The organism is Aeromonas sp. MdU4, from assembly GCF_041929505.1.
GTDB lineage: Bacteria > Pseudomonadota > Gammaproteobacteria > Enterobacterales > Aeromonadaceae > Aeromonas.
Genome location: NZ_JBHFMW010000035.1, coordinates 12,369 through 30,344, shown reverse-complemented (window position 1 = coordinate 30,344; position 17,976 = coordinate 12,369). Strand labels below are relative to the sequence as shown.

16 protein-coding genes, 1 other RNA gene and 1 pseudogene are annotated in these 17,976 nt (G+C 59.5%); 7 read left to right on the top strand and 11 right to left on the bottom strand.

Annotation, left to right across the window (positions count from 1 at the left end; translation table 11 throughout):
* The first annotated feature begins 51 nt into the window (after positions 1-51).
* On the top strand, positions 52-864 hold the full coding sequence (locus ACE1BR_RS20740) for a pyruvate, water dikinase regulatory protein (protein ID WP_374873625.1): 813 nt from the start codon (positions 52-54) through the stop codon (positions 862-864).
* Between the two features lie 236 nt (positions 865-1,100).
* Here ACE1BR_RS20740 and ACE1BR_RS20735 read toward each other — a convergent pair whose 3' ends face one another.
* On the bottom strand, positions 1,101-1,424 hold the full coding sequence (locus ACE1BR_RS20735; RefSeq protein WP_374873623.1) for a hypothetical protein: 324 nt from the start codon (positions 1,422-1,424) through the stop codon (positions 1,101-1,103).
* Positions 1,425-1,474: 50 nt separating this feature from the next.
* On the opposite strand from ACE1BR_RS20735, the gene ACE1BR_RS20730 reads away from it, so the two are divergent.
* Positions 1,475-1,645 (top strand): hypothetical protein, encoded by a 171-nt coding sequence (locus ACE1BR_RS20730; RefSeq protein WP_374873621.1) that lies wholly within the window; start codon positions 1,475-1,477, stop codon positions 1,643-1,645.
* A 125-nt stretch (positions 1,646-1,770) separates the two neighbouring features.
* The gene (locus ACE1BR_RS20725; protein WP_374873619.1) at positions 1,771-3,153 is read left to right on the top strand and encodes an amino acid permease; all 1,383 of its coding nucleotides are present in this window, start codon (positions 1,771-1,773) and stop codon (positions 3,151-3,153) included.
* Positions 3,154-3,252: 99 nt separating this feature from the next.
* Here the strand turns inward: ACE1BR_RS20725 and ACE1BR_RS20720 are convergent, their stop codons facing one another.
* Positions 3,253-3,579 carry an ArsR/SmtB family transcription factor gene (locus ACE1BR_RS20720; protein ID WP_374873617.1) on the bottom strand — a complete coding sequence of 109 codons (327 nt, stop codon included), beginning with the start codon at positions 3,577-3,579 and terminating at the stop codon, positions 3,253-3,255.
* A gap of 106 nt (positions 3,580-3,685) precedes the next feature.
* Between ACE1BR_RS20720 and ACE1BR_RS20715 the strand changes: the two are divergent.
* Positions 3,686-4,756: pseudogene (locus tag ACE1BR_RS20715) on the top strand (permease).
* A gap of 126 nt (positions 4,757-4,882) precedes the next feature.
* On the opposite strand, the gene ACE1BR_RS20710 reads toward ACE1BR_RS20715, so the two are convergent.
* From ACE1BR_RS20710 to gcvT, 4 genes are all read right to left on the bottom strand, one after another.
* Positions 4,883-5,593, bottom strand: coding sequence for an HAD family hydrolase (locus ACE1BR_RS20710; protein ID WP_374873615.1), 711 nt, complete (start codon positions 5,591-5,593; stop codon positions 4,883-4,885).
* 183 nt (positions 5,594-5,776) lie between these two features.
* The gene (gene gcvP, locus ACE1BR_RS20705; RefSeq protein ID WP_374873613.1) at positions 5,777-8,653 is read right to left on the bottom strand and encodes an aminomethyl-transferring glycine dehydrogenase; all 2,877 of its coding nucleotides are present in this window, start codon (positions 8,651-8,653) and stop codon (positions 5,777-5,779) included.
* A 299-nt stretch (positions 8,654-8,952) separates the two neighbouring features.
* Positions 8,953-9,342, bottom strand: coding sequence for a glycine cleavage system protein GcvH (gene gcvH, locus ACE1BR_RS20700; RefSeq protein WP_005333898.1), 390 nt, complete (start codon positions 9,340-9,342; stop codon positions 8,953-8,955).
* Positions 9,343-9,425: 83 nt separating this feature from the next.
* Positions 9,426-10,523 carry a glycine cleavage system aminomethyltransferase GcvT gene (gene gcvT, locus ACE1BR_RS20695; RefSeq protein ID WP_374873611.1) on the bottom strand — a complete coding sequence of 366 codons (1,098 nt, stop codon included), beginning with the start codon at positions 10,521-10,523 and terminating at the stop codon, positions 9,426-9,428.
* Between gcvT and ACE1BR_RS20690 the strand changes: the two genes are divergently transcribed.
* Positions 10,500-10,727, top strand: coding sequence for a hypothetical protein (locus ACE1BR_RS20690; protein ID WP_374873609.1), 228 nt, complete (start codon positions 10,500-10,502; stop codon positions 10,725-10,727). The two genes, gcvT and ACE1BR_RS20690, sit on opposite strands and share 24 nt — an antisense overlap.
* A 212-nt stretch (positions 10,728-10,939) precedes the next feature.
* Here the strand turns inward: ACE1BR_RS20690 and ACE1BR_RS20685 are convergent, their stop codons facing one another.
* The 3 genes from ACE1BR_RS20685 to ACE1BR_RS20675 all read right to left on the bottom strand — a co-directional run bounded on the left by ACE1BR_RS20685 (position 10,940) and on the right by ACE1BR_RS20675 (position 14,300).
* The gene (locus ACE1BR_RS20685) at positions 10,940-12,208 is read right to left on the bottom strand and encodes an FAD-dependent 2-octaprenylphenol hydroxylase (RefSeq protein ID WP_374873607.1); all 1,269 of its coding nucleotides are present in this window, start codon (positions 12,206-12,208) and stop codon (positions 10,940-10,942) included.
* A gap of 122 nt (positions 12,209-12,330) precedes the next feature.
* Positions 12,331-13,554, bottom strand: coding sequence for a 2-octaprenyl-6-methoxyphenyl hydroxylase (ubiH, locus tag ACE1BR_RS20680; RefSeq protein WP_374873605.1), 1,224 nt, complete (start codon positions 13,552-13,554; stop codon positions 12,331-12,333).
* A gap of 176 nt (positions 13,555-13,730) precedes the next feature.
* The gene (locus ACE1BR_RS20675; protein WP_374814656.1) at positions 13,731-14,300 is read right to left on the bottom strand and encodes a UPF0149 family protein; all 570 of its coding nucleotides are present in this window, start codon (positions 14,298-14,300) and stop codon (positions 13,731-13,733) included.
* A gap of 173 nt (positions 14,301-14,473) precedes the next feature.
* On the opposite strand from ACE1BR_RS20675, the gene zapA reads away from it, so the two are divergent.
* Both zapA and ssrS read left to right on the top strand, forming a co-directional pair.
* Positions 14,474-14,806: a cell division protein ZapA gene (gene zapA / locus ACE1BR_RS20670; protein WP_005333910.1), complete on the top strand. Its 333-nt coding sequence runs from the start codon at positions 14,474-14,476 to the stop codon at positions 14,804-14,806.
* A gap of 16 nt (positions 14,807-14,822) precedes the next feature.
* A non-coding RNA gene (ssrS, locus tag ACE1BR_RS20665) (6S RNA) lies at positions 14,823-15,004 on the top strand.
* A 173-nt stretch (positions 15,005-15,177) separates the two neighbouring features.
* On the opposite strand, the gene ACE1BR_RS20660 is transcribed toward ssrS, so the two are convergent.
* A complete protein-coding gene (locus tag ACE1BR_RS20660) occupies positions 15,178-17,469 on the bottom strand; it encodes an FdhF/YdeP family oxidoreductase (protein ID WP_374873603.1) in 2,292 nt (763 codons plus the stop codon).
* Positions 17,456-17,857: a formate dehydrogenase accessory sulfurtransferase FdhD gene (locus tag ACE1BR_RS20655; protein WP_374873601.1), complete on the bottom strand. Its 402-nt coding sequence runs from the start codon at positions 17,855-17,857 to the stop codon at positions 17,456-17,458. Before ACE1BR_RS20655 ends, ACE1BR_RS20660 begins: the two co-directional genes overlap by 14 nt.
* Between the last annotated feature and the right edge of the window lie 119 nt (positions 17,858-17,976).

Here is a 17,976-nt window from a genome sequence, read left to right as displayed (position 1 = left end):
CTCACCCTTTACCCCATGTAGCCCTATACGCCGGTATCACAGGAGCCCCACGTGCACACCGTATTTTATGTTTCAGACGGCACCGCTATCACCGCCGAAGTGTTCGGCCACGCGGTACTGAGCCAGTTTCCGCTGGCCTTCGAGCAGATCACTATCCCCTTTGTGGAGACCCAGGAGAAAGCCCGTCAGGTGCGGATGCGGATCGACGAACAGTTCCGCCAGACCGGGGTGCGCCCCATCCTGTTTCACACCATCGTCGACATTAAGGTGCGGGAAGAGGTGCTCAAATCGGAAGCGTGCGCTCACGACTTTCTCAACACCTTCGTCAGCCCGCTGGAGCAAGAGCTGGGGGTGAAAGCCGAGCCCCGCCTCCACCGCACTCACGGCATGGAGAACCGCAAGCTCTATGACGATCGCATTGAGGCGGTCAACTTCGCGCTGGCCAACGACGATGGCATCACCACCAGGGAGTACGACGAGGCGGATATCATCCTGATCGGAGTCTCCCGCTGCGGCAAGACCCCCACCAGCCTCTATCTGGCGCTGCAGTTCGGCATTCGTGCCGCCAACTACCCCTTTATCGAGCAGGACATGGGGATGCTGGAGCTGCCCGCCCCGCTCAAGGCCAACCGTCATAAGCTGTTTGGCCTCACCATCGCGCCGCAGCGGCTGCAGGAGATCCGCAACCAGCGCCGCGCCAACAGCCGCTACTCCTCCATCGAGCAGTGCGAGCAGGAGTTAGCCTGCGTGGAACGGCTGTTTCGCCAGGAGGCGATCCGCTTCCTCGATACCAGCTCCCACTCGGTGGAGGAGATCAGCGCCAAAGTCCTCGAGGCGACCGGTCTACGCCGCCAGCTCTGTTAAGCCAGCTTGACAGCTGTCGGCATCAACAAAAGATAAAAATCACAGCTCATCGGTAAAAGTCAGCTGTTGTGAGCTGTGGTTTGCATAGATGACAGTGAAAAGCGTGGATAAAAAAGGGATAAGCACCACAAATGCTTATCCCTTCTCTTGCCAACCTTGTCATTGCGCGCTTGTCACCAGCGCCCGTTAGCCGCCGTGCCGCTGTTCTGTGCCGCTCTGCAAACAGCCAGACTTGATTATCGATTGAGCTCCGGGTTGTTCATCAACCGGGCATAGAAGGCCAGCAAGCCGTGGCGTATCCGCACCCGCTCTGCCAACCAGCCGCCAGCAAGCGCCCCTGTCACCCCGCCAACCAGCAGCAGCGACTGCCAGTAGTGCAGCAAGCCCTGATCACCGAGCAACAGCCAGCCCAGCAGCATGGTCGCGGCCACCAGCAACAACAGCGGACTGGCGGCAATCCCTAGCCAGAGCGCCACCAGCAGGCTCCGGGCAACTCCTTGCTGTAAGGCACTCCCGCTCTCTACGCGCTCCACATCCCTGCCCCCCAGCTTACTTGGCATCATTTGCATCCTCTTTAGTCAAAAAAACATAAACAACCAAACAAAGGCAGATGTCAACAAAATTGAATTCGATTGCGCAAATTTCAACCAAAAACTACAAGGAAGCCTCTCGGGATCATAAAAACGCTGCTTTTGGCACAAAATACGGCCATCCAGCATGGAAAACAGGTGCATTCATGGCGAATTATCACTATTCTGCTTCGGTTGCCAGCCAACACTAAAAATTAAAAATGGCGCAGCGTAACGAAATAAATACGGCTTTCGTCAGGTTTTGGCTACGCACTGCGTGCCTGCTCAGGATGAGCCCAACACCGGCAAGAGACAACAGAGACGTAAGGACAGACCCATGGATTTGAAACAAGACGGTGAGGAGCTGAAGCGCGGCCTTAAAAACCGCCACATTCAGTTGATTGCTTTAGGCGGCGCCATCGGCACCGGCCTCTTTCTGGGCATTGCCCAAACCATCAAGATGGCCGGCCCCTCGGTACTGCTGGGTTACGCCATCGGCGGCTTTATCGCCTTCCTGATCATGCGCCAACTCGGTGAAATGGTGGTGGAAGAGCCGGTAGCCGGTTCATTCAGCCACTTTGCCTACAAATACTGGGGCGAGTTTGCCGGTTTTGCGTCTGGCTGGAACTACTGGGTGCTCTACGTGCTGGTGAGCATGGCCGAGTTAACCGCAGTGGGCATCTATGTCCAATACTGGTGGCCCGACATTCCGACCTGGATGTCGGCAGCCTTCTTCTTCGTGCTGATCAACACAATCAACCTCTCCAACGTCAAAGCATTTGGCGAGATGGAGTTCTGGTTCGCCATCATCAAGGTAGTCGCCATCATCGGCATGATCGGCTTTGGTGGCTATCTGCTCCTCTCCGGTGCCGGCGGCCCCGAAGCGAGCGTCACCAACCTGTGGGCACAGGGCGGCTTCTTCCCCAACGGCATCAGCGGTCTGGTGATGGCGATGGCGGTGATCATGTTCTCCTTTGGCGGTCTGGAGCTGGTCGGTATTACCGCTGCGGAAGCGGACAATCCCGAGAAGAGCATTCCCAAGGCCACCAATCAGGTGATCTATCGCATCCTGCTCTTCTACATCGGCGCCCTGGCCATCCTGATGTCCCTCTACCCCTGGGGTAAAGTGGTGGAAGGCGGCAGCCCGTTCGTGATGATCTTCCACGCACTGGACAGCAATCTGGTCGCGACCGTGCTCAACATCGTGGTGCTGACGGCAGCACTGTCGGTCTACAACAGCTGCGTCTACTGCAACAGCCGGATGCTGTTCGGTCTGGCCAAACAGGGCAATGGCCCGAGAGTACTGCTCAAGACCAACAAGAGCGGCGTACCGTTGATCGCCCTCTCGGTCTCGGCCATCGCCACCCTGCTCTGCGTGCTGATCAACTACCTGATGCCGGGTAAGGCCTTCGGCCTGCTGATGGCGCTGGTGGTCTCCGCGCTGGTGATCAACTGGGCGATGATCAGCCTGGCGCACCTGAAGTTCCGCAAGGCCAAGATCGCAGAAGGCGTCCAGCCCAAGTTCAAGGCATTCTGGTACCCCTTCGGCAACTACCTCTGCCTTGCCTTTATGGCTGGTATCCTGGTGATCATGTATATGACCCCCGATTTCCGGATCTCGGTCGAACTGATCCCCGCCTGGCTGGTGGTACTGGGCATCGGCTTCGTCATCAAGCGCAAAGGGCAAGCCCAGAGCAAGGTCGCAGCCAATCTGGGTTAATTCCCGCAGTTAGCGACATCAATACAAAACGCCGATCGGATGATCGGCGTTTTTTATTGCGCGCAGTCCAACTGACGGAGCTGCCAACAATCACGGTACTCAGGAAGGCATCTCTTGCCTGTGATCTTGCCAATGATCCGGACTGTTGACGCAACACTCATCGCGGAAAAAGGCGATGATCTCCTCCAGCACCGCGTATTGAGAGACGCAAAGCAGGGTGCGACTCTCCCGGTTCTGCTTCACCAGCCCGACCGAGACCAGCGCCGCGATATGGTGACTGAGAGTGGAGGCGGGGATTGCCAACTGCTTTTGCAGCTCGCCCACCGGCAACCCCTGCTCTCCCGCCTTGACCAGATGCTTAAAGATAAACAGGCGGGTCGGATGACCCAGCTCTTTCAATGCCTTGGCGACCTCTTCCAGTTGCATCTCAGCTCCCTCCACGAATTTGATATTTCGATAATACCAGAAATATCTTGACCGAACATTCATTTCGACTATTTTGGAAATATAGAAACCAAGTGAGGATACGATGATGAATGAGTGGTTAACCATGCTGACCGATGCAGCGCAGATGTTCCTGTTTCTGGCTGTTGAACTGTCGGTGCTGTTTCTGGTCATCAGCGCCGGGGTCAGCCTGATCCGCCAGAAGATCCCCGACGAAAAGATCCAGCGGATGCTGGGGGCGCGCCATGGCAAGGGTTATCTGCTCTCTGCCCTGCTCGGCGCCGTCACCCCCTTTTGCAGTTGCTCCACCATCCCCATGCTGAGAGGCCTGCTCTCGGCCAAGGCTGGCTTTGGCCCCACCCTCACCTTCCTGTTTATCTCCCCACTGCTGAACCCCATCATCGTCGGCTTGATGTGGGCCACCTTCGGCTGGAAAGTGACCCTGCTCTACGCCGTGATCGCGGCCAGCGTCTCCGTCATGGCGAGCATGCTGCTCGACAGGTTCGGGTTCGAGCGTTATGTCATCGACGCCAAAGAGGCCACCCCCTCCTGCAGCAGCGGCTGTGGCCCGGCGACCCGCAGCAAAACTGAGGCAAATTGCAGTGACAACCAAGGTGGCACCATTCGCGCAATCAAACCGTTCAACGGGGCGGCGTGCTGCCCGGTACCGCAACCAGAGATGACAGAACAGGCCACCCTCTCCTGCTGCAGCGATGGCACTGCAACCCTGACCAATGCGCCACAGCTCCCCACCGCCTGGCTCAAGGCTCGCATCGATGCCTGGCAGCAGTTCAAAGCGGTATTGCCCTTCCTGCTGCTGGGGGTGCTCATCGGCTCGTTTATCTACGGCTTTATTCCGGCCTAGTGGATCGCCACCCATGCCAGCGCCGACAACCCGCTGGCCATCCCCTTCAGCTCCATCGTCGGGATCCCGCTCTATATCCGTGCCGAAGCAGTGATCCCGCTCGCGTCGGTACTGCTGGGCAAAGGGATGGGTATGGGCGCCGTTATGGCGCTGATCATCGGCAGTGCCGGAGCCAGCCTGACCGAGGTGATCCTGCTCAAATCGATGTTCAGAACCCCGATGATTGTGGCCTTCCTTACCGTGATCCTCGGCATGGCGATCCTGATGGGCTACCTGACGCAACTGCTGTTTTAAGCCACCATCTTTAAACAGGCAAAGTGCTAAACCAGCCGGGGGTGAAACCATCAGGCTCCGCATAGACAAAACGCCGATCAACTTATCGGCGTTTTGTCTATTCCGTACGGCAATCTGCGGCTGGCTTTACAGATATTGCCCGATGATGGGGAGCAGATCCTCGACGTCACGGGCGATATAGTCTGGTTGGTGTTGCCATGTCTCCGGTTCTGCTCGGCTATAAGCCACGGCAACCGAAATGACCCGGGTCTGCTCACCCAAGGCAGCTTGCAAATTGCGGGCAAACTGCACATCCGCCTCATGATCGCCGATATAGAGCAGTGACTCGCAGCGGGACGTACCAAAGATACTTTCCAGACATTTGATACCGCCGAAGGGGTGGGGTTTTTGCTGCAGTCCTGGCACGTCATCGTAGCCAACCACGGCCTTGAACTGGCTATTCACCCCATGCTGCTCCAGCACCCGGCGAATATTTTTTTGGGAATTTTGCGAACAGATCCCGTGGGGAATGGCCGAAAAACGGCCAATCACCGCCTCCAGCCCCGCAAAAAAACGCACCTCTGTCTTGTTCATCTCCTGATGCTTGGCCCACAGACTGCCAGCCTGCACCATCTCGTCCTGCGACAGGCCGTAGTAATCCATATAGAGCGCCTGCCAGTTCCTGGCGGCGTGATTGGCATGGTGATAGTCCGCTTCGCTACGCAGATAGCGCGGCAAATGCTCGCCGGTCAAATGGGGGGCGACCTCGGCCAGGATCTGCTTGGTGATGTCGATATTCTTCGGCACCGAATTGACCAAAGTGCCGTCATAATCCCACAAAATTGCATTCAACTTCATTCCGATACCTCTGCCATGTTCACTTCCAACACGTGCAATTCCCCGTTGGCCACGATTCTACGTCTCATCTCTCGCGCATAGCCAAACAACCCCAAGTGACAACAGGGCGCGCAGTTTCACGTTGTCATAAAAAAGGCCTTGTCCCAGACAAGGCCTTTGGTCATGGATTCAACATCCAGCTGTTTACTTGGCGTAATCCTCAGTCGGGATACAAGCGCAGAACAGGTTGCGATCGCCGTAGACGTCATCGATGCGGTTGACCGACGGCCACAGTTTGGCGGCGCGCACAGCCTCGGATGGGAAGACCGCTTCGGCACGGCTGTAGCCACGGGACCACTCTGCATCCATCACATCATCCTGAGTGTGCGGCGCATGCACCAGCGGGTTGTCGGTGAGGCTCCACTGCCCCTCCTGCACCTTGGCAATCTCGGCGCGGATGGAAGTCATCGCCTCGACGAAGCGATCCAGCTCACGCTTGGATTCCGATTCGGTCGGTTCGACCATCAGGGTGCCCGCTACCGGGAAGCTCATGGTCGGCGCGTGGAAGCCGTAGTCCATCAGGCGCTTGGCCACATCCATCTCGCTGATGCCGGACGCCTCTTTGAGCGGGCGGATATCCAGGATGCACTCGTGGGCCACCCGACCGTTACGACCGGAGTAGAGCACCGGGAAGGAGTCACCGAGCTTCTTGGCCAGATAGTTGGCGTTGAGGATGGCCACCTGAGTGGATTTCTTCAGCCCCTCGTCACCCAGCATGGCGATATACATCCAACTGATGGGCAGGATGCTGGCCGAGCCGAACGGTGCGGCCGACACGGCGCCGTTGTTGCGGCTCTCCTTGTCAGTCTTGACCACGGCATGACCGGCCACGAACGGCGCCAGATGCTTCTTCACGCCGATGGGGCCCATGCCCGGGCCGCCACCGCCGTGAGGAATGGCGAAGGTTTTGTGCAGGTTGAGGTGGGAAACGTCCGCCCCGATAAAGCCCGGTGATGTGAGGCCCACTTGGGCGTTCATGTTGGCGCCGTCCAGATAGACCTGACCACCGTGCTGGTGAACGATGTCGCACACCTCCTTGATGGTCTCCTCATACACCCCGTGGGTGGAGGGGTAGGTCACCATCAGACAGGAGAGCTGATCCCCCGCCTCGGCGGCCTTGGCGCGCAGGTCCTCGAGATCCACGTTGCCGGACTTGTCACAGGCGGTGACGATCACCTTGAGCCCCGCCATCTGGGCGGAGGCCGGGTTGGTGCCGTGAGCAGAAGCCGGAATGAGGCAGATATCGCGATGCCCCTCACCGCGGGATTCGTGGTACTTCTTGATGGCCAAGAGACCAGCGTACTCGCCCTGCGCCCCGGAGTTGGGCTGCATGCAGACCGCATCGTAACCGGTCACTTTTACCAGCCAGTTCTCAAGGTCGGCCAGCAGCAGCTGATAGCCCTTGGCCTGGGCCAGCGGGGCAAACGGGTGCAACTTGCCGAACTCGGGCCAGGTCACCGGGATCATCTCGGCGGTGGCATTGAGCTTCATGGTGCAGGAGCCCAAGGAGATCATGGCGTAGTTGAGCGCCAGATCTTTGGCTTCGAGACGGTGTATGTAGCGCAGCATCTCGGTTTCGGAGTGGTACTTGTTGAACACCTCGTGGGTCAGCACGGCGTCGGTGCGCAGCAGATCCTGCGGGATGGCGTGATGGGCCTGCGCCGCCTTGTCGAGTGCCTCGATATCCAGTCCATGGCCTTGACCGAGGAAGAGATCAAACAGCTCGGCCACATCAGCGCGGGTGGTGGTTTCAGAGAGCGACACCCCTACCGCGCCATCCAAATCGGCGCGCAGGTTGATGCCGAGCCCTTCGGCTTTGGCAATCAGCGCCGCCTTGTCAGCAGTTTGCACGGTCAGGGTATCGAACCAGCTGGCGTGCTTGAGGGCCACGCCCTTAGCCTTGAGGCCGAGCGCCAGAATGGTGGTGAGACGGTGCACGCGGGAGGCGATGGTTTTCAGTCCTACCGGGCCGTGGTAAACGGCGTAGAAGCTCGCCATGTTGGCTAGCAGCACCTGAGCGGTACAGATGTTAGAGTTGGCCTTCTCACGGCGGATATGCTGCTCGCGGGTCTGCATCGCCATGCGCAGCGCGGCCTTGCCGCGGGCATCCTTGGAGACACCGATGATGCGGCCCGGCATGGAGCGCTTATAGGCATCGCGGGTGGCAAAGAAAGCGGCATGGGGACCACCGTAGCCCATGGGCACGCCGAAGCGCTGGGCCGAGCCCAGCACCACGTCGGCCCCCAGCTCGCCAGGGGATTTGAGCAGCATCAGCGAGAGCAGGTCGGCGCTGACGCAGGCCAGCCCTTTCTGGGCCTGTACGGCGGCAATCAGGGCACGCAGATCTTTCACCTCACCTGTGGTGGTGGGGTACTGGAACAGGGCACCGAACACCTCTTCGCTCACCGCATCGCTCGCGGCGCCAACCGCCACGTCGAAACCAAAGTGAACTGCGCGCTCCTTGACCACGTCAATCACCTGCGGGTGCACATCATCGGCCACGAAGAAAAGGTTGGATTTGGACTTGGCCATCCGTTTGGCCAGCGCCATCGCCTCGGCGGCGGCGGTCGCTTCATCCAGCAGGGAGGCACTGGCCAGATCCATGCCGGTGAGATCCAGCGTCAGCTGCTGGAAGTTGAGCAGGGCTTCGAGACGGCCCTGCGCCAGCTCGGGCTGGTACGGGGTGTAGGCGGTATACCAACCCGGGTTTTCCAGCACGTTGCGCAAAATGACGTGGGGCACATGGGTATCGTGATAACCCATGCCGATATAGCTCTTGGCAATCTTGTTCTGAGCGGCGTAGCCCCTGAGCTTGGCCAGAGCCTCCACTTCGGTCATGCCCGCACCGATCCCCAGCGGGCCCGGCAGGCGAATGGCGGCGGGCACGGTCTGGGCAATCAGATCGTCCAGACTTTCGGCCCCGACGGTCGCCAGCAGCTGGCGCAGCTCTTCCTCACCCGGGCCGATATGGCGGCGGACAAAATCGGTTTTTTGTTCGAGTTCAAACAGTGACTGGGTCATTTCCCTATTTCCTGCTAAATAAGCCCTGGTATGAAATCCTGATAACCAAGACCTGATGTTCCTGATCGTCGGCTGATACCGACTCCACTCATGTTCTGGGTCCCGCAGACAGGGCGCGGCACCGGATGCTGCGGCAGCATCGACAGGGGATCGCCTTGTTGCGTACCGGCCCGCTTACCCCTGGCAAGACCAGGCAGGCAAACGGCAGGCGCGGGCAATTTCACCCTTCCACCGGCTGGCACTTGCCCGGCTGGCGGTCATACAAAAGGGCCCCGCACGTTGGTGCAGGGCCCGGGGTATTACTCTTCGTCCACCACGTTCTGGTAGCCTTCGGCATCCAGCAGGTTGGCCAGCTCGCTCTCGTCATCAAGCTTGATGCGGAACAGCCAGCCAGCGCTGTAAGGATCGGAGTTGACCAGCTCGGGGCTCCCTTCCAGCTCTTCGTTGACGGCAATGATCTCGCCGCTCACCGGGCTGTAGATGTCGGAGGCCGCCTTGACCGACTCGGCCACGGCGCAGTCATCACCGGCACTGACCTGCTTGCCCACTTCCGGCAGCTCGACAAACACCATGTCACCCAGCAGCTCCTGGGCGTGCTCGGTGATACCGACCACGGCCTCGCCGTTGGCTTCAACACGGATCCACTCGTGGGAAGTGGCATATTTCAGTTCGCTCGGGATATGGCTCATTTGTGCTTCCTTTGATCTTTGAGTCGCGTTTAAAAACGAATATGAAAACCAGCAGGGAGGGCGCGGCCCTCCCCTACATTCTCTTAAACCAGCTTCTGGCCGTTACGGACGAAAGCGGGCTTGGTGACTTTCACGGTGACCAGCTTCTTGCGGATCTCCACCTCGGCCAGTTCACCGATATCACGGGGCACCCGCGCCAGGGCAATACTGTACCCCAGAGTGGGAGAGAAAGAGCCGGAGGTGATCACACCTTCCCGCTTCTCACCGTTTGCCGCAGTGAAAGTGACCGGCATACCGGCACGCAGCACCCCTCTCTCTTCCATCACCAGACCCACCAGCTTGGGCTGATTGCCCGCTGCTTTCTGTGCTTCCAGCACAGCGCGGCCGATGAAGTTGCGAGCGGCAGGCTCCCAGGCGATGGTCCAGGCCATATTGGCGGCGAGCGGAGAGACTGACTCGTCCATGTCCTGACCGTAGAGGTTCATCCCCGCTTCGAGGCGCAGAGTATCGCGGGCACCGAGACCACAGGGGGCCACACCGTTGTCCAGCAACGCCTGCCACAGATCGCAGGCTTTCTCTTGCGGCACCACGATTTCATAACCATCCTCGCCGGTGTAGCCGGTGGTGGCGATAAAGAGATCGCCAGCCTGCACGCCGAAGAAAGGCTTCATCCCCACCACGGCAGTGCGCTGGGCCGCGCTCAGCACGGCGGCTGCCTTGATCTTGGCGTTGGGGCCCTGCACCGCGATCATCGCCAGCTCCGGACGCTCGGTGACGGTGACATCGAAATCGATGGCGTGATGGCGGATCCAGGCCAGATCCTTCTCGCGAGTGGCAGAGTTGACCACCAGCCGATAGAAGGTATCGGTCAGGTAATAGGTGATGAGGTCATCGATCACGCCGCCTTCCGGGTTGAGCATACCGCTATAGAGGGCCTTGCCGGAAACGGTGAGTTTGGCCACGTCGTTGGCCAGCAGGTGTTGCAGAAAGGCGTTGACCCGTTCGCCGGTCAAATCGACGATGGTCATGTGGGAGACATCGAACATACCGGCATCGCTGCGCACCGCGTGGTGCTCTTCCAGCTGGGAACCGTAGTTGATGGGCATTTCCCAACCGTGGAAGTCCACCATCTTGGCGCCAGCTTCCAGGTGTTTGGGATGCAGTACAGTAGTCTGGATCATCGCATTCTTTCCTTAGCAAAAAGCCTTTTCGCTTTAGCGACCACCCTTGCGACCCGCGCCACCGCTCTGACTGCACTGCGCGCAGCAAAAAGCGACCGGATCCCAGAGTGTGTGCTCGCTCCTGCCCTTGCCAGGCAAGAGGGATTCCTTGAACGGAGCGGATTATATGACAAGCAGGCGAGCACGCCGCTCAAAAAAAACTAATCCCCTCCCGTAAAACTGACTCCAGACACTAAGATAAATGCAGTGATAAAAACAGCCATAAGCCAACCAAAGCGAGATTAAATGTTGATTTTTACCGTTTCGTCACAATTTGCGGAAAAACGTTTCGCTCCAGAACAAAATTAAAGGCTGACACCCAAAACGGGTCATCAGCCTTGTCGGATTACTTTTGTTACCAAAAACAGCGAGTAATATTAGTTTTTTTCACCCTTGGCCTGAGTGGCACTGCCCTTGGTCGCCGCAACAGCCCAGTCAGGACGGGCCAGCGCGGGCAACTCACCCTCCAGCCCCATGGCGGCGCGGATCACCCCCTCCTTGAATGGGGTCAGCAGGTTGGCCGCCCGCAATCCCACGCCCCGTACCAGCTTCTTGAGCGGGTTGGCACCGCTGAACAGCCGCTTGAGCCCCTCCATTGCCGCCAGCATGCGGGCCGCTTCGCTCTTGCGCCAGCGCTCGTAGCTGCGCAGGTTGGCAAGCAGGCCGATATCCTCACCCGCGGCATGATTCTGCAAAATCTGCTCGGCCAGCGCGGCGGCATCCAGCAGGCCGAGGTTGACCCCCTGCCCCGCCAACGGGTGGATGGTATGGGCAGCATCTCCCACCAGCACCAGCCGCTCACGGGCAAAGTCGCGGGCATAGCGGGCGGTGAGCGGAATGGCGCTGCGCGCCCCTTCCACCTTGCACAGACCGAGCCGAACATCGAAGGCGGCGGTGAGCTGGCGATTGAACTGCTCGTCATCGCAAGCACAGAGCGCCTCAGCGCGGGCAGCGGGCAGCGACCAGACGATGGAGCAGAGGTTCTCTTGCCACAGCGGCAAAAAGGCGAGCGGGCCATCCGGGGTGAAGATCTGACGTGCCACCGCCTCGTGGGGCTCGGCACAGCGCACCGTCGCCACCAATGCGTGGTGACCGTAATCCCAGCTGGTGAGCGGAATATCGGCCTGACGGCGCACCCAGGAGTGGGCGCCATCGGCAGCCACCACCAGCTTGGCCGAGATGGCCTGACCATCTTCAAGGAGCAGCAAGGCGCCCGCCGGGCCGCTCTGCAGACTCTTGGCTCTGGCGGGGGTCAGCAACTGGATATTGCTGGCACCCTCAATCGCGTCGAGCAGCGCCAGCTGGATCACCCGATTCTCGACGATATGGCCGAGGTTGGCCTGACGCAGGCTGGCGGCATCGAAGTCGATATGGCCGAAGCTATCCAGCTCCCACACAGCCATCTTGTCGTAGGGCTGCAGGCGGCGCGCTGCAATACCCTCCCAGGCGCCAACATGGCGCAGGATCTGCTGGCTGGCCAGGCTCAGGGCGCTGACCCGGTTGTCGGCCACCTCCCCCAGCTGCGGATCGGGCAATTGCCCCTCGACCACCAGCACCTTGAGGGCGCTATGTTTAAGGGCCGCAGCGAGCCCCAGCCCCACCATGCCGCCACCGACAATCACCACATCCACATTTTGCATCTGCATCATCTCATCCTTTCAGGGCTGACCGGCTGGCCAGCGAGGGGACGCCCGCGGGCATCGCCTCTTTGTTCAACACGTTTTGAGCAACGAATGGCGGTCAACAGATCCCGCTCAACAAACGCTGGCTAGTTGCCGCACACATCGGCGACAAAGCCCAGAGTGCGCGAGGCGAGCGGCGCCTTGAGGCACGGGAGCCGCCCCATCAGGGTGAGTGCCAGATTGCGCCCCGCCACCAGCGGATCGTGACCATTGGAAAAGAGCTGGGCCAGCGAGGAGGTAAGCCAGACGGTCTGCGCCTGATCGCGCTGGCGCTGCTGCCAGTAGCCACTCAGCACCTTGAAGCTGCCGATATCCTCCCCCTCTGCCAGCGCCTTGGCCACCGCCCCGGTGAGCAGGTCGAGATCCCGCATGCCGAGGTTGAAGCCCTGCCCGGCGATGGGGTGCAGGGCGTGGGCGGCATTGCCCACCAGCACGGTACGCTGGGCCAGCGGGTAGTCGCAGGCGGTCAGGATCAGCGGATAGACGTTACGCACGCCGCATCGCTCGAAGCGGCCGAGCCGCCAGCCAAAGGCCTGCTGCAGACGGGCAAGAAACGCCGCCTCATCGAGGGCCATCAGCTCATCCACCTCATGCTGCCCGACACTCCACACCAGCGAGGAGAGCCCTTCCTGCATCGGCAGCAGCGCCAGCGGCCCCCCTTCGGTAAAGCGCTCGAAGGCTCGTCCTTCTGGGTCTTGCGCCGTTTTGACGGTGGCAATGATGGCGTGCTGCTCAAAGTCATGGCGGGTCACCGGCAACTTGAAGTGCTGCCGCACAAACGAATTGCCCCCGTCGGCCGCCACCAGCAAGCGGGTCTCAATCTGTTCACCACCCTCGAGGGTGAGGGTCACCTTCTCCTCATCCGGTTCTATCTCGCGCACCCGGGCCGGACAACAGACCCGAATATTGGTGGCGGCCGCCATCGCCTGTTGCAGCTCGCGACCGATGGCAGCAAGCTCAATCACCTGACCCAGCGCAGGCAGACCGTATTCGGCGGCCGACAGGCGAGCCTGACCGCAGTGGCCCCGATCCGAGACATGAATATGGGTAATGGGGGCGCAATGGGGGGCAAACAGCGGCCAGAGTCCGCGCCGCAACAGCGCATCACAAGTACCGGCCGAGAGCGCAATGGCGCGGGCGTCAAATCCTGTATGGGTGTGCTGTTCGGGGACGCTCGCCTCCAGCAGCAGGATCTCGAGGGGGGAGCCATCGGATCGAAGCAGGGCCGCCAGCGAGAGCGCCAGCACGGCGCCACTCATTCCACCGCCGACCAGGATGACATCGACCGGTCGCACATCAGATTGAGACATAAGCAGAGAGGAATAAGGGAAAATGGTGGCCTCATGCTACCACAAAGCCGCTGGCAGCATGCGAGGTCAGCGGCAAAAAACCGGTTGCGCCTCACAGGGTTAGCCACAACAAGAGCATAAAAAAGAGCGCCATCAGGCGCTCTTGCAGATCAGTTATGGCCACAGCGGCCACCTCGTCAGTGAAGGGTCGGCGGCGCGCTCGGGGTATCGGGGCGCTTGCCAAACTCTTCGAAGGCCATCATGACCCCCAGTTTGACGTGTTCGTAGAGCACCAGGAAGGAGGCTTCGTTCTCGTCATCTTCCTGATCGAACTCGGCAGAGACCTGAGTGATGCTGGCGATATCCTGGATCATCTCCTGCAGCTCTTCCGACGCACGAGAGAGCTCCTGCTGCACCACGCCGAAACCGGCCAGAAACGCCTGTGACCAGTCCACCAGCGAATCGATGCGCTCATCAAGGGGAGCATCATCGCTTGGCAGCAACAGCTCGACGCCCTTCTGGGCCATCAGGCTCTCGACCACATTGTGATAAAGATCGGTCATCACCTGGCGCACCGGGGCCGGCAGGCCGAAACCGTCGTTCACCAGATCGTTGAAATGGGGCAGCCAGCTCTTCTCATCCAGTGCTACGCCACCGCACACCAGACCGCAGATCACACCATGGGCCTCTACTGCGCTGGCCATCAGCTCATGCTGTTCCATGATGTCGGCCACTGCCGCATATTTAAGGGGGTTCGTTTTGCTCATCGAGGATCCGCTCAAAGTTCAGTCAAATTTGCAGAATTAATGGTCAGGATCCTAGCATTCTCCCTCTTCCAGAGCCAGCAAGGCCTTGAAACTTATGCATCTGCGCTATATAGTCCCGCCCAGTTGTCCACGTGGATAAAGGCGGAAATCAGCTCCGCCGTATTGAGGAAGGCATGAGCACAGAGGCCGTAGAAATCGTCATTTTGGGACGTCCCTACAAGGTATCCTGTCCTTTGGGACAGCAGGATGCCCTGCGCCAGGCCGCCGAGCAGCTGACCGACAAGTTGATCGACCTGCGTCAACGCTCCAAAGTCTCCAGCAACGAGCAATTGGCGATCATGGCAGCGCTCAATTTCTGTCATGAGCTCTGCCTTGAAAAAGAGAAGAACCACCAATACTCTGAGACTATGGACAAGCGGATCAAGATGCTGCAGCGCACCATCGAAGCGGCCCTGATCGAGCACGGACAATATGGTGATTCCAGCGAAGAGGGGCAACAGCCCTAATCGCAAACCGTTTTAAAATTCCCTGGGATGTTTGTCAGCCGGTTCAAGTCCCCGAGCCGATAATCATACCCAACAGGGGATCGGCCTTCTGGCTATTGCGCATGCTCGGCACGACCGAGAAGCCTGCGGTCAGATTCGATTCCCGCCTTGAACCTACGGTTCAAGGGCCCAAACCGGCAACGGCATCTCGGGGTACCAACAGCAAAAGCCCGTCACCTGCGTGACGGGCTTTTTCTTTGTCTGATGATCACGCCAGCCGCTCCCCTGTCCCTTGCAGACCTGAAAAAATGCCCCGGATGAAAAGCTCACCCGAGGCATCAAGGCTCTCACAGGACTGACCGCATAAATGCAGCCAGCCGCGTGTTACCTGCTTATTTGACCAGCAGCAGATGTGCCTGCTGACGGGTTGCGGTCACCAGCACCGGGATCGACTTGGAGGTGGGGGTAAACGACCCGGCCCCGATACTGTCGATGGGCACCAGCGGGTTGGTCTCGGGATAATAAGCCGCGATGTTGCCCTGCGGAATGTCATAAATCACCACGCTAAAGCCGGTCACGATACGCTCGCGACCGTCGTTGCAGATGGCAGCCATATCGACCTTGTCCCCTTCGGCAAAACCGAGGCGACGGGCATCTGCTTCGTTCATGAAGACCACCATACGCTGGCCCTTGATGCCGCGATAGCGATCGTCCATGCCGTAGATAGTGGTGTTGTACTGATCGTGAGAGCGCAGGCTCTGCAGCAACAACACCGGCTGATTGCTCATCTGCTCGGCATGGCGGGTACACTCCGGCAGCACCGAGTGCGGCAGGGTACTGGCGCGAAACTCGGCCTGGCCGCTGGCAGTATTCCAGGTCAGCAGCGCCGCGGAGTTATCGAGATGAAAACCGCACGGCTGCTGGATGCGGGCGTTAAAATCGGTGAAACCAGCGATGGTCTGCTCGATGAGATTGCGGATAAGCGCGTAGTCATCGCGCAGAGCGAGCCAGTCGACCCGCTCGCTGCCCACGGTAGCATGAGCCATCCGTGCCACAATATCAGTCTCGGAGAGGCAGAGCGGCGACACCGGCTCGGCCGCGCCGGTCGAGGCATGCACCATGCTGAAGGTGTCCTCCACCGTGATCTTCTGGCTGCCGGTGCGCTGGATATCGAGCTCGGTGCGACCGAGACAGGGCAGGATCAGCGCCGCCTTGCCCACCTGCAGATGGCTGCGGTTAAGCTTGGTGCTGATCTGCACGTTGAGCTCGGCCTTTTTCATCGCCCCGTAGGTGAAGTCGGTATCGGGCGCCGCTGCCGCCAGGTTGCCACCCAGGCAGATGAGCACCTTGCTCTTGCCCTCGTCCAGCGCCTTGAGCGCTTCGTAAACATTGTGGCCACGAGCCCGTGGCAGGCTTACCTGCAGGTGACGTTCGAGCCGGTCGATAAAGGCGGCAGTGGGCTTTTCGTTGATCCCCATGGTGCGGTTGCCCTGCACGTTGCTGTGGCCCCGTACCGGACAGAGTCCCGCCCCCGGCTTGCCAATCTGGCCACGCATCAGGTGCAGGTTGACGATTTCACGGATGGTATCGACCGAGTGCAGATGCTGGGTCACCCCCATGGCCCAGCAACTGATGATGCGCTGGCTGGCGGCAAATACCCGGGCGGCCTGCACGATGTCGGCGCGGGTCAAACCGGATTGTCGCTCGATCTCGGCCCAGCCGGTGGCGCGTACCTGCGCCTCGTACTCGGCAAAGTGGCGGGTATGGCGGGCGATGAAGTCGCGATCCACCACCTCTGGCGCCTCTTCCAGCATGTACTTGGCCATACCGCGCATGGCGGCCATGTCGCCACCCAGTTTTGGCGTCAGGTATTGATGGCTGATGGTGGTGGCCGCCGGGGTCAGCAGCTCAAGCGGACTCTGCGGGCTGGCGAAGCGCTCCAGCGCCACCTCTTTCAAGTTGTTGAAGCTGACAATCTTGCAGCCGCCGCGCGCCGCCTGACGCAGGGCATTCATCATCCGCGGATGATTGGTACCCGGGTTCTGGCCATAGACGAACACAGCATCGGCCTTGTCGAAGTCATCCAGCACCACAGTCCCCTTGCCAATGCCGACCGACTGGATCAGCGCTACCCCGCTCGCCTCATGGCACATGTTGGAGCAGTCGGGGAAATTGTTGGTGCCAAACAGGCGACCAAACAGCTGATAAAGATAAGAAGCCTCGTTGCTGGCGCGCCCCGAGGTGTAGAACTCCACCTCATCGGGGCTATCAAGTCCCTTGAGGGTGTCGGCGATCAGCGAAAAAGCGTCGTCCCAACTTACCGGCTCATAGTGATCGGTCACCGGGTTGTAGCGCATCGGCTCAGTCAGGCGTCCCTGATACTCCAGCCAGTAGTCGCTCTGGTTGGCCAGCTGGCGCACCGAGTGAGCCGCAAAGAAATCGGCGCCCACCATCTTGCCGGTCGACTCCCATGCCACCGCCTTGGCGCCGTTTTCGCAGAACTGGAAGGCGCCGTGATCATTGTCACCCCAGGCGCAACCCGGGCAATCGAAGCCATCGGTCTGGTTGACCCGCAGCAGATTCTTGATGTTCTGGCGGGTCTTCTGGCTACGCAACACCTGCTTCATGGTGGATTGCAGGGACGAAAAACCGCCTGCTTTGGCAGGCTTTTCAATATGACTCATGACACTCTCCGATAGGATCCGCCGGGCGATAGCTGGAGTAGCTGACCGGTGCATCAAACTTGGGAATATGAACAACGTTGAGGTTGTATTTGAGGGCCAGCCTGACCGCCAGCTGGTTGGGCGATGCCAGACAACGGTTGGCGATGTTAACATCCAGCACCAAGCCATGTTCAGCGGGGGATATCCGGATATCGTGCACATCGTAGTTGTGCCCGATGATCGACTCGCAGAACAGAAATCCAACGGCAAAATCATCGAGATCATGCGGGGTCGCCATCATCACCGCATGGTTGGTGCCATTGATATTGATGGAAACTGTCACCTCCTCCACCCGATGACCCAGCGAGGGCAAGGCGTGGTGGATAACGGCAGGGCTGGCTGCAGGCATGGAAGGTTGGCCTAAAAATGCAATCTGCATTCAAGTTTAAAGAGCCAAGCGACGCAAAACCAATGAATTAAATCTATCTCTTAATAGAATCACTCTATTGACGGTCAATTTTTAATTGA

Excerpts from the sequence above, each read along its gene's own strand:
- gcvP (WP_374873613.1), bottom strand. The coding sequence starts at position 8,653 with ATGACCCAGTCACTGTTTGAACTCGAACAAAAAACCGATTTTGTCCGC.
- ACE1BR_RS20655 (WP_374873601.1), bottom strand. The coding sequence starts at position 17,857 with ATGCCTGCAGCCAGCCCTGCCGTTATCCACCACGCCTTGCCCTCGCTG.
- ACE1BR_RS20690 (WP_374873609.1), top strand. The coding sequence starts at position 10,500 with ATGCAGTACAGTAGTCTGGATCATCGCATTCTTTCCTTAGCAAAAAGC.
- gcvT (WP_374873611.1), bottom strand. The coding sequence starts at position 10,523 with ATGATCCAGACTACTGTACTGCATCCCAAACACCTGGAAGCTGGCGCC.
- zapA (WP_005333910.1), top strand. The coding sequence starts at position 14,474 with ATGAGCACAGAGGCCGTAGAAATCGTCATTTTGGGACGTCCCTACAAG.
- ACE1BR_RS20675 (WP_374814656.1), bottom strand. The coding sequence starts at position 14,300 with ATGAGCAAAACGAACCCCCTTAAATATGCGGCAGTGGCCGACATCATG.
- ACE1BR_RS20660 (WP_374873603.1), bottom strand. The coding sequence starts at position 17,469 with ATGAGTCATATTGAAAAGCCTGCCAAAGCAGGCGGTTTTTCGTCCCTG.
- ACE1BR_RS20730 (WP_374873621.1), top strand. The coding sequence starts at position 1,475 with ATGTCAACAAAATTGAATTCGATTGCGCAAATTTCAACCAAAAACTAC.
- ACE1BR_RS20735 (WP_374873623.1), bottom strand. The coding sequence starts at position 1,424 with ATGCCAAGTAAGCTGGGGGGCAGGGATGTGGAGCGCGTAGAGAGCGGG.
- ACE1BR_RS20720 (WP_374873617.1), bottom strand. The coding sequence starts at position 3,579 with ATGCAACTGGAAGAGGTCGCCAAGGCATTGAAAGAGCTGGGTCATCCG.
- ACE1BR_RS20685 (WP_374873607.1), bottom strand. The coding sequence starts at position 12,208 with ATGCAGATGCAAAATGTGGATGTGGTGATTGTCGGTGGCGGCATGGTG.
- ACE1BR_RS20710 (WP_374873615.1), bottom strand. The coding sequence starts at position 5,593 with ATGAAGTTGAATGCAATTTTGTGGGATTATGACGGCACTTTGGTCAAT.
- ACE1BR_RS20725 (WP_374873619.1), top strand. The coding sequence starts at position 1,771 with ATGGATTTGAAACAAGACGGTGAGGAGCTGAAGCGCGGCCTTAAAAAC.
- gcvH (WP_005333898.1), bottom strand. The coding sequence starts at position 9,342 with ATGAGCCATATCCCGAGCGAACTGAAATATGCCACTTCCCACGAGTGG.
- ubiH (WP_374873605.1), bottom strand. The coding sequence starts at position 13,554 with ATGTCTCAATCTGATGTGCGACCGGTCGATGTCATCCTGGTCGGCGGT.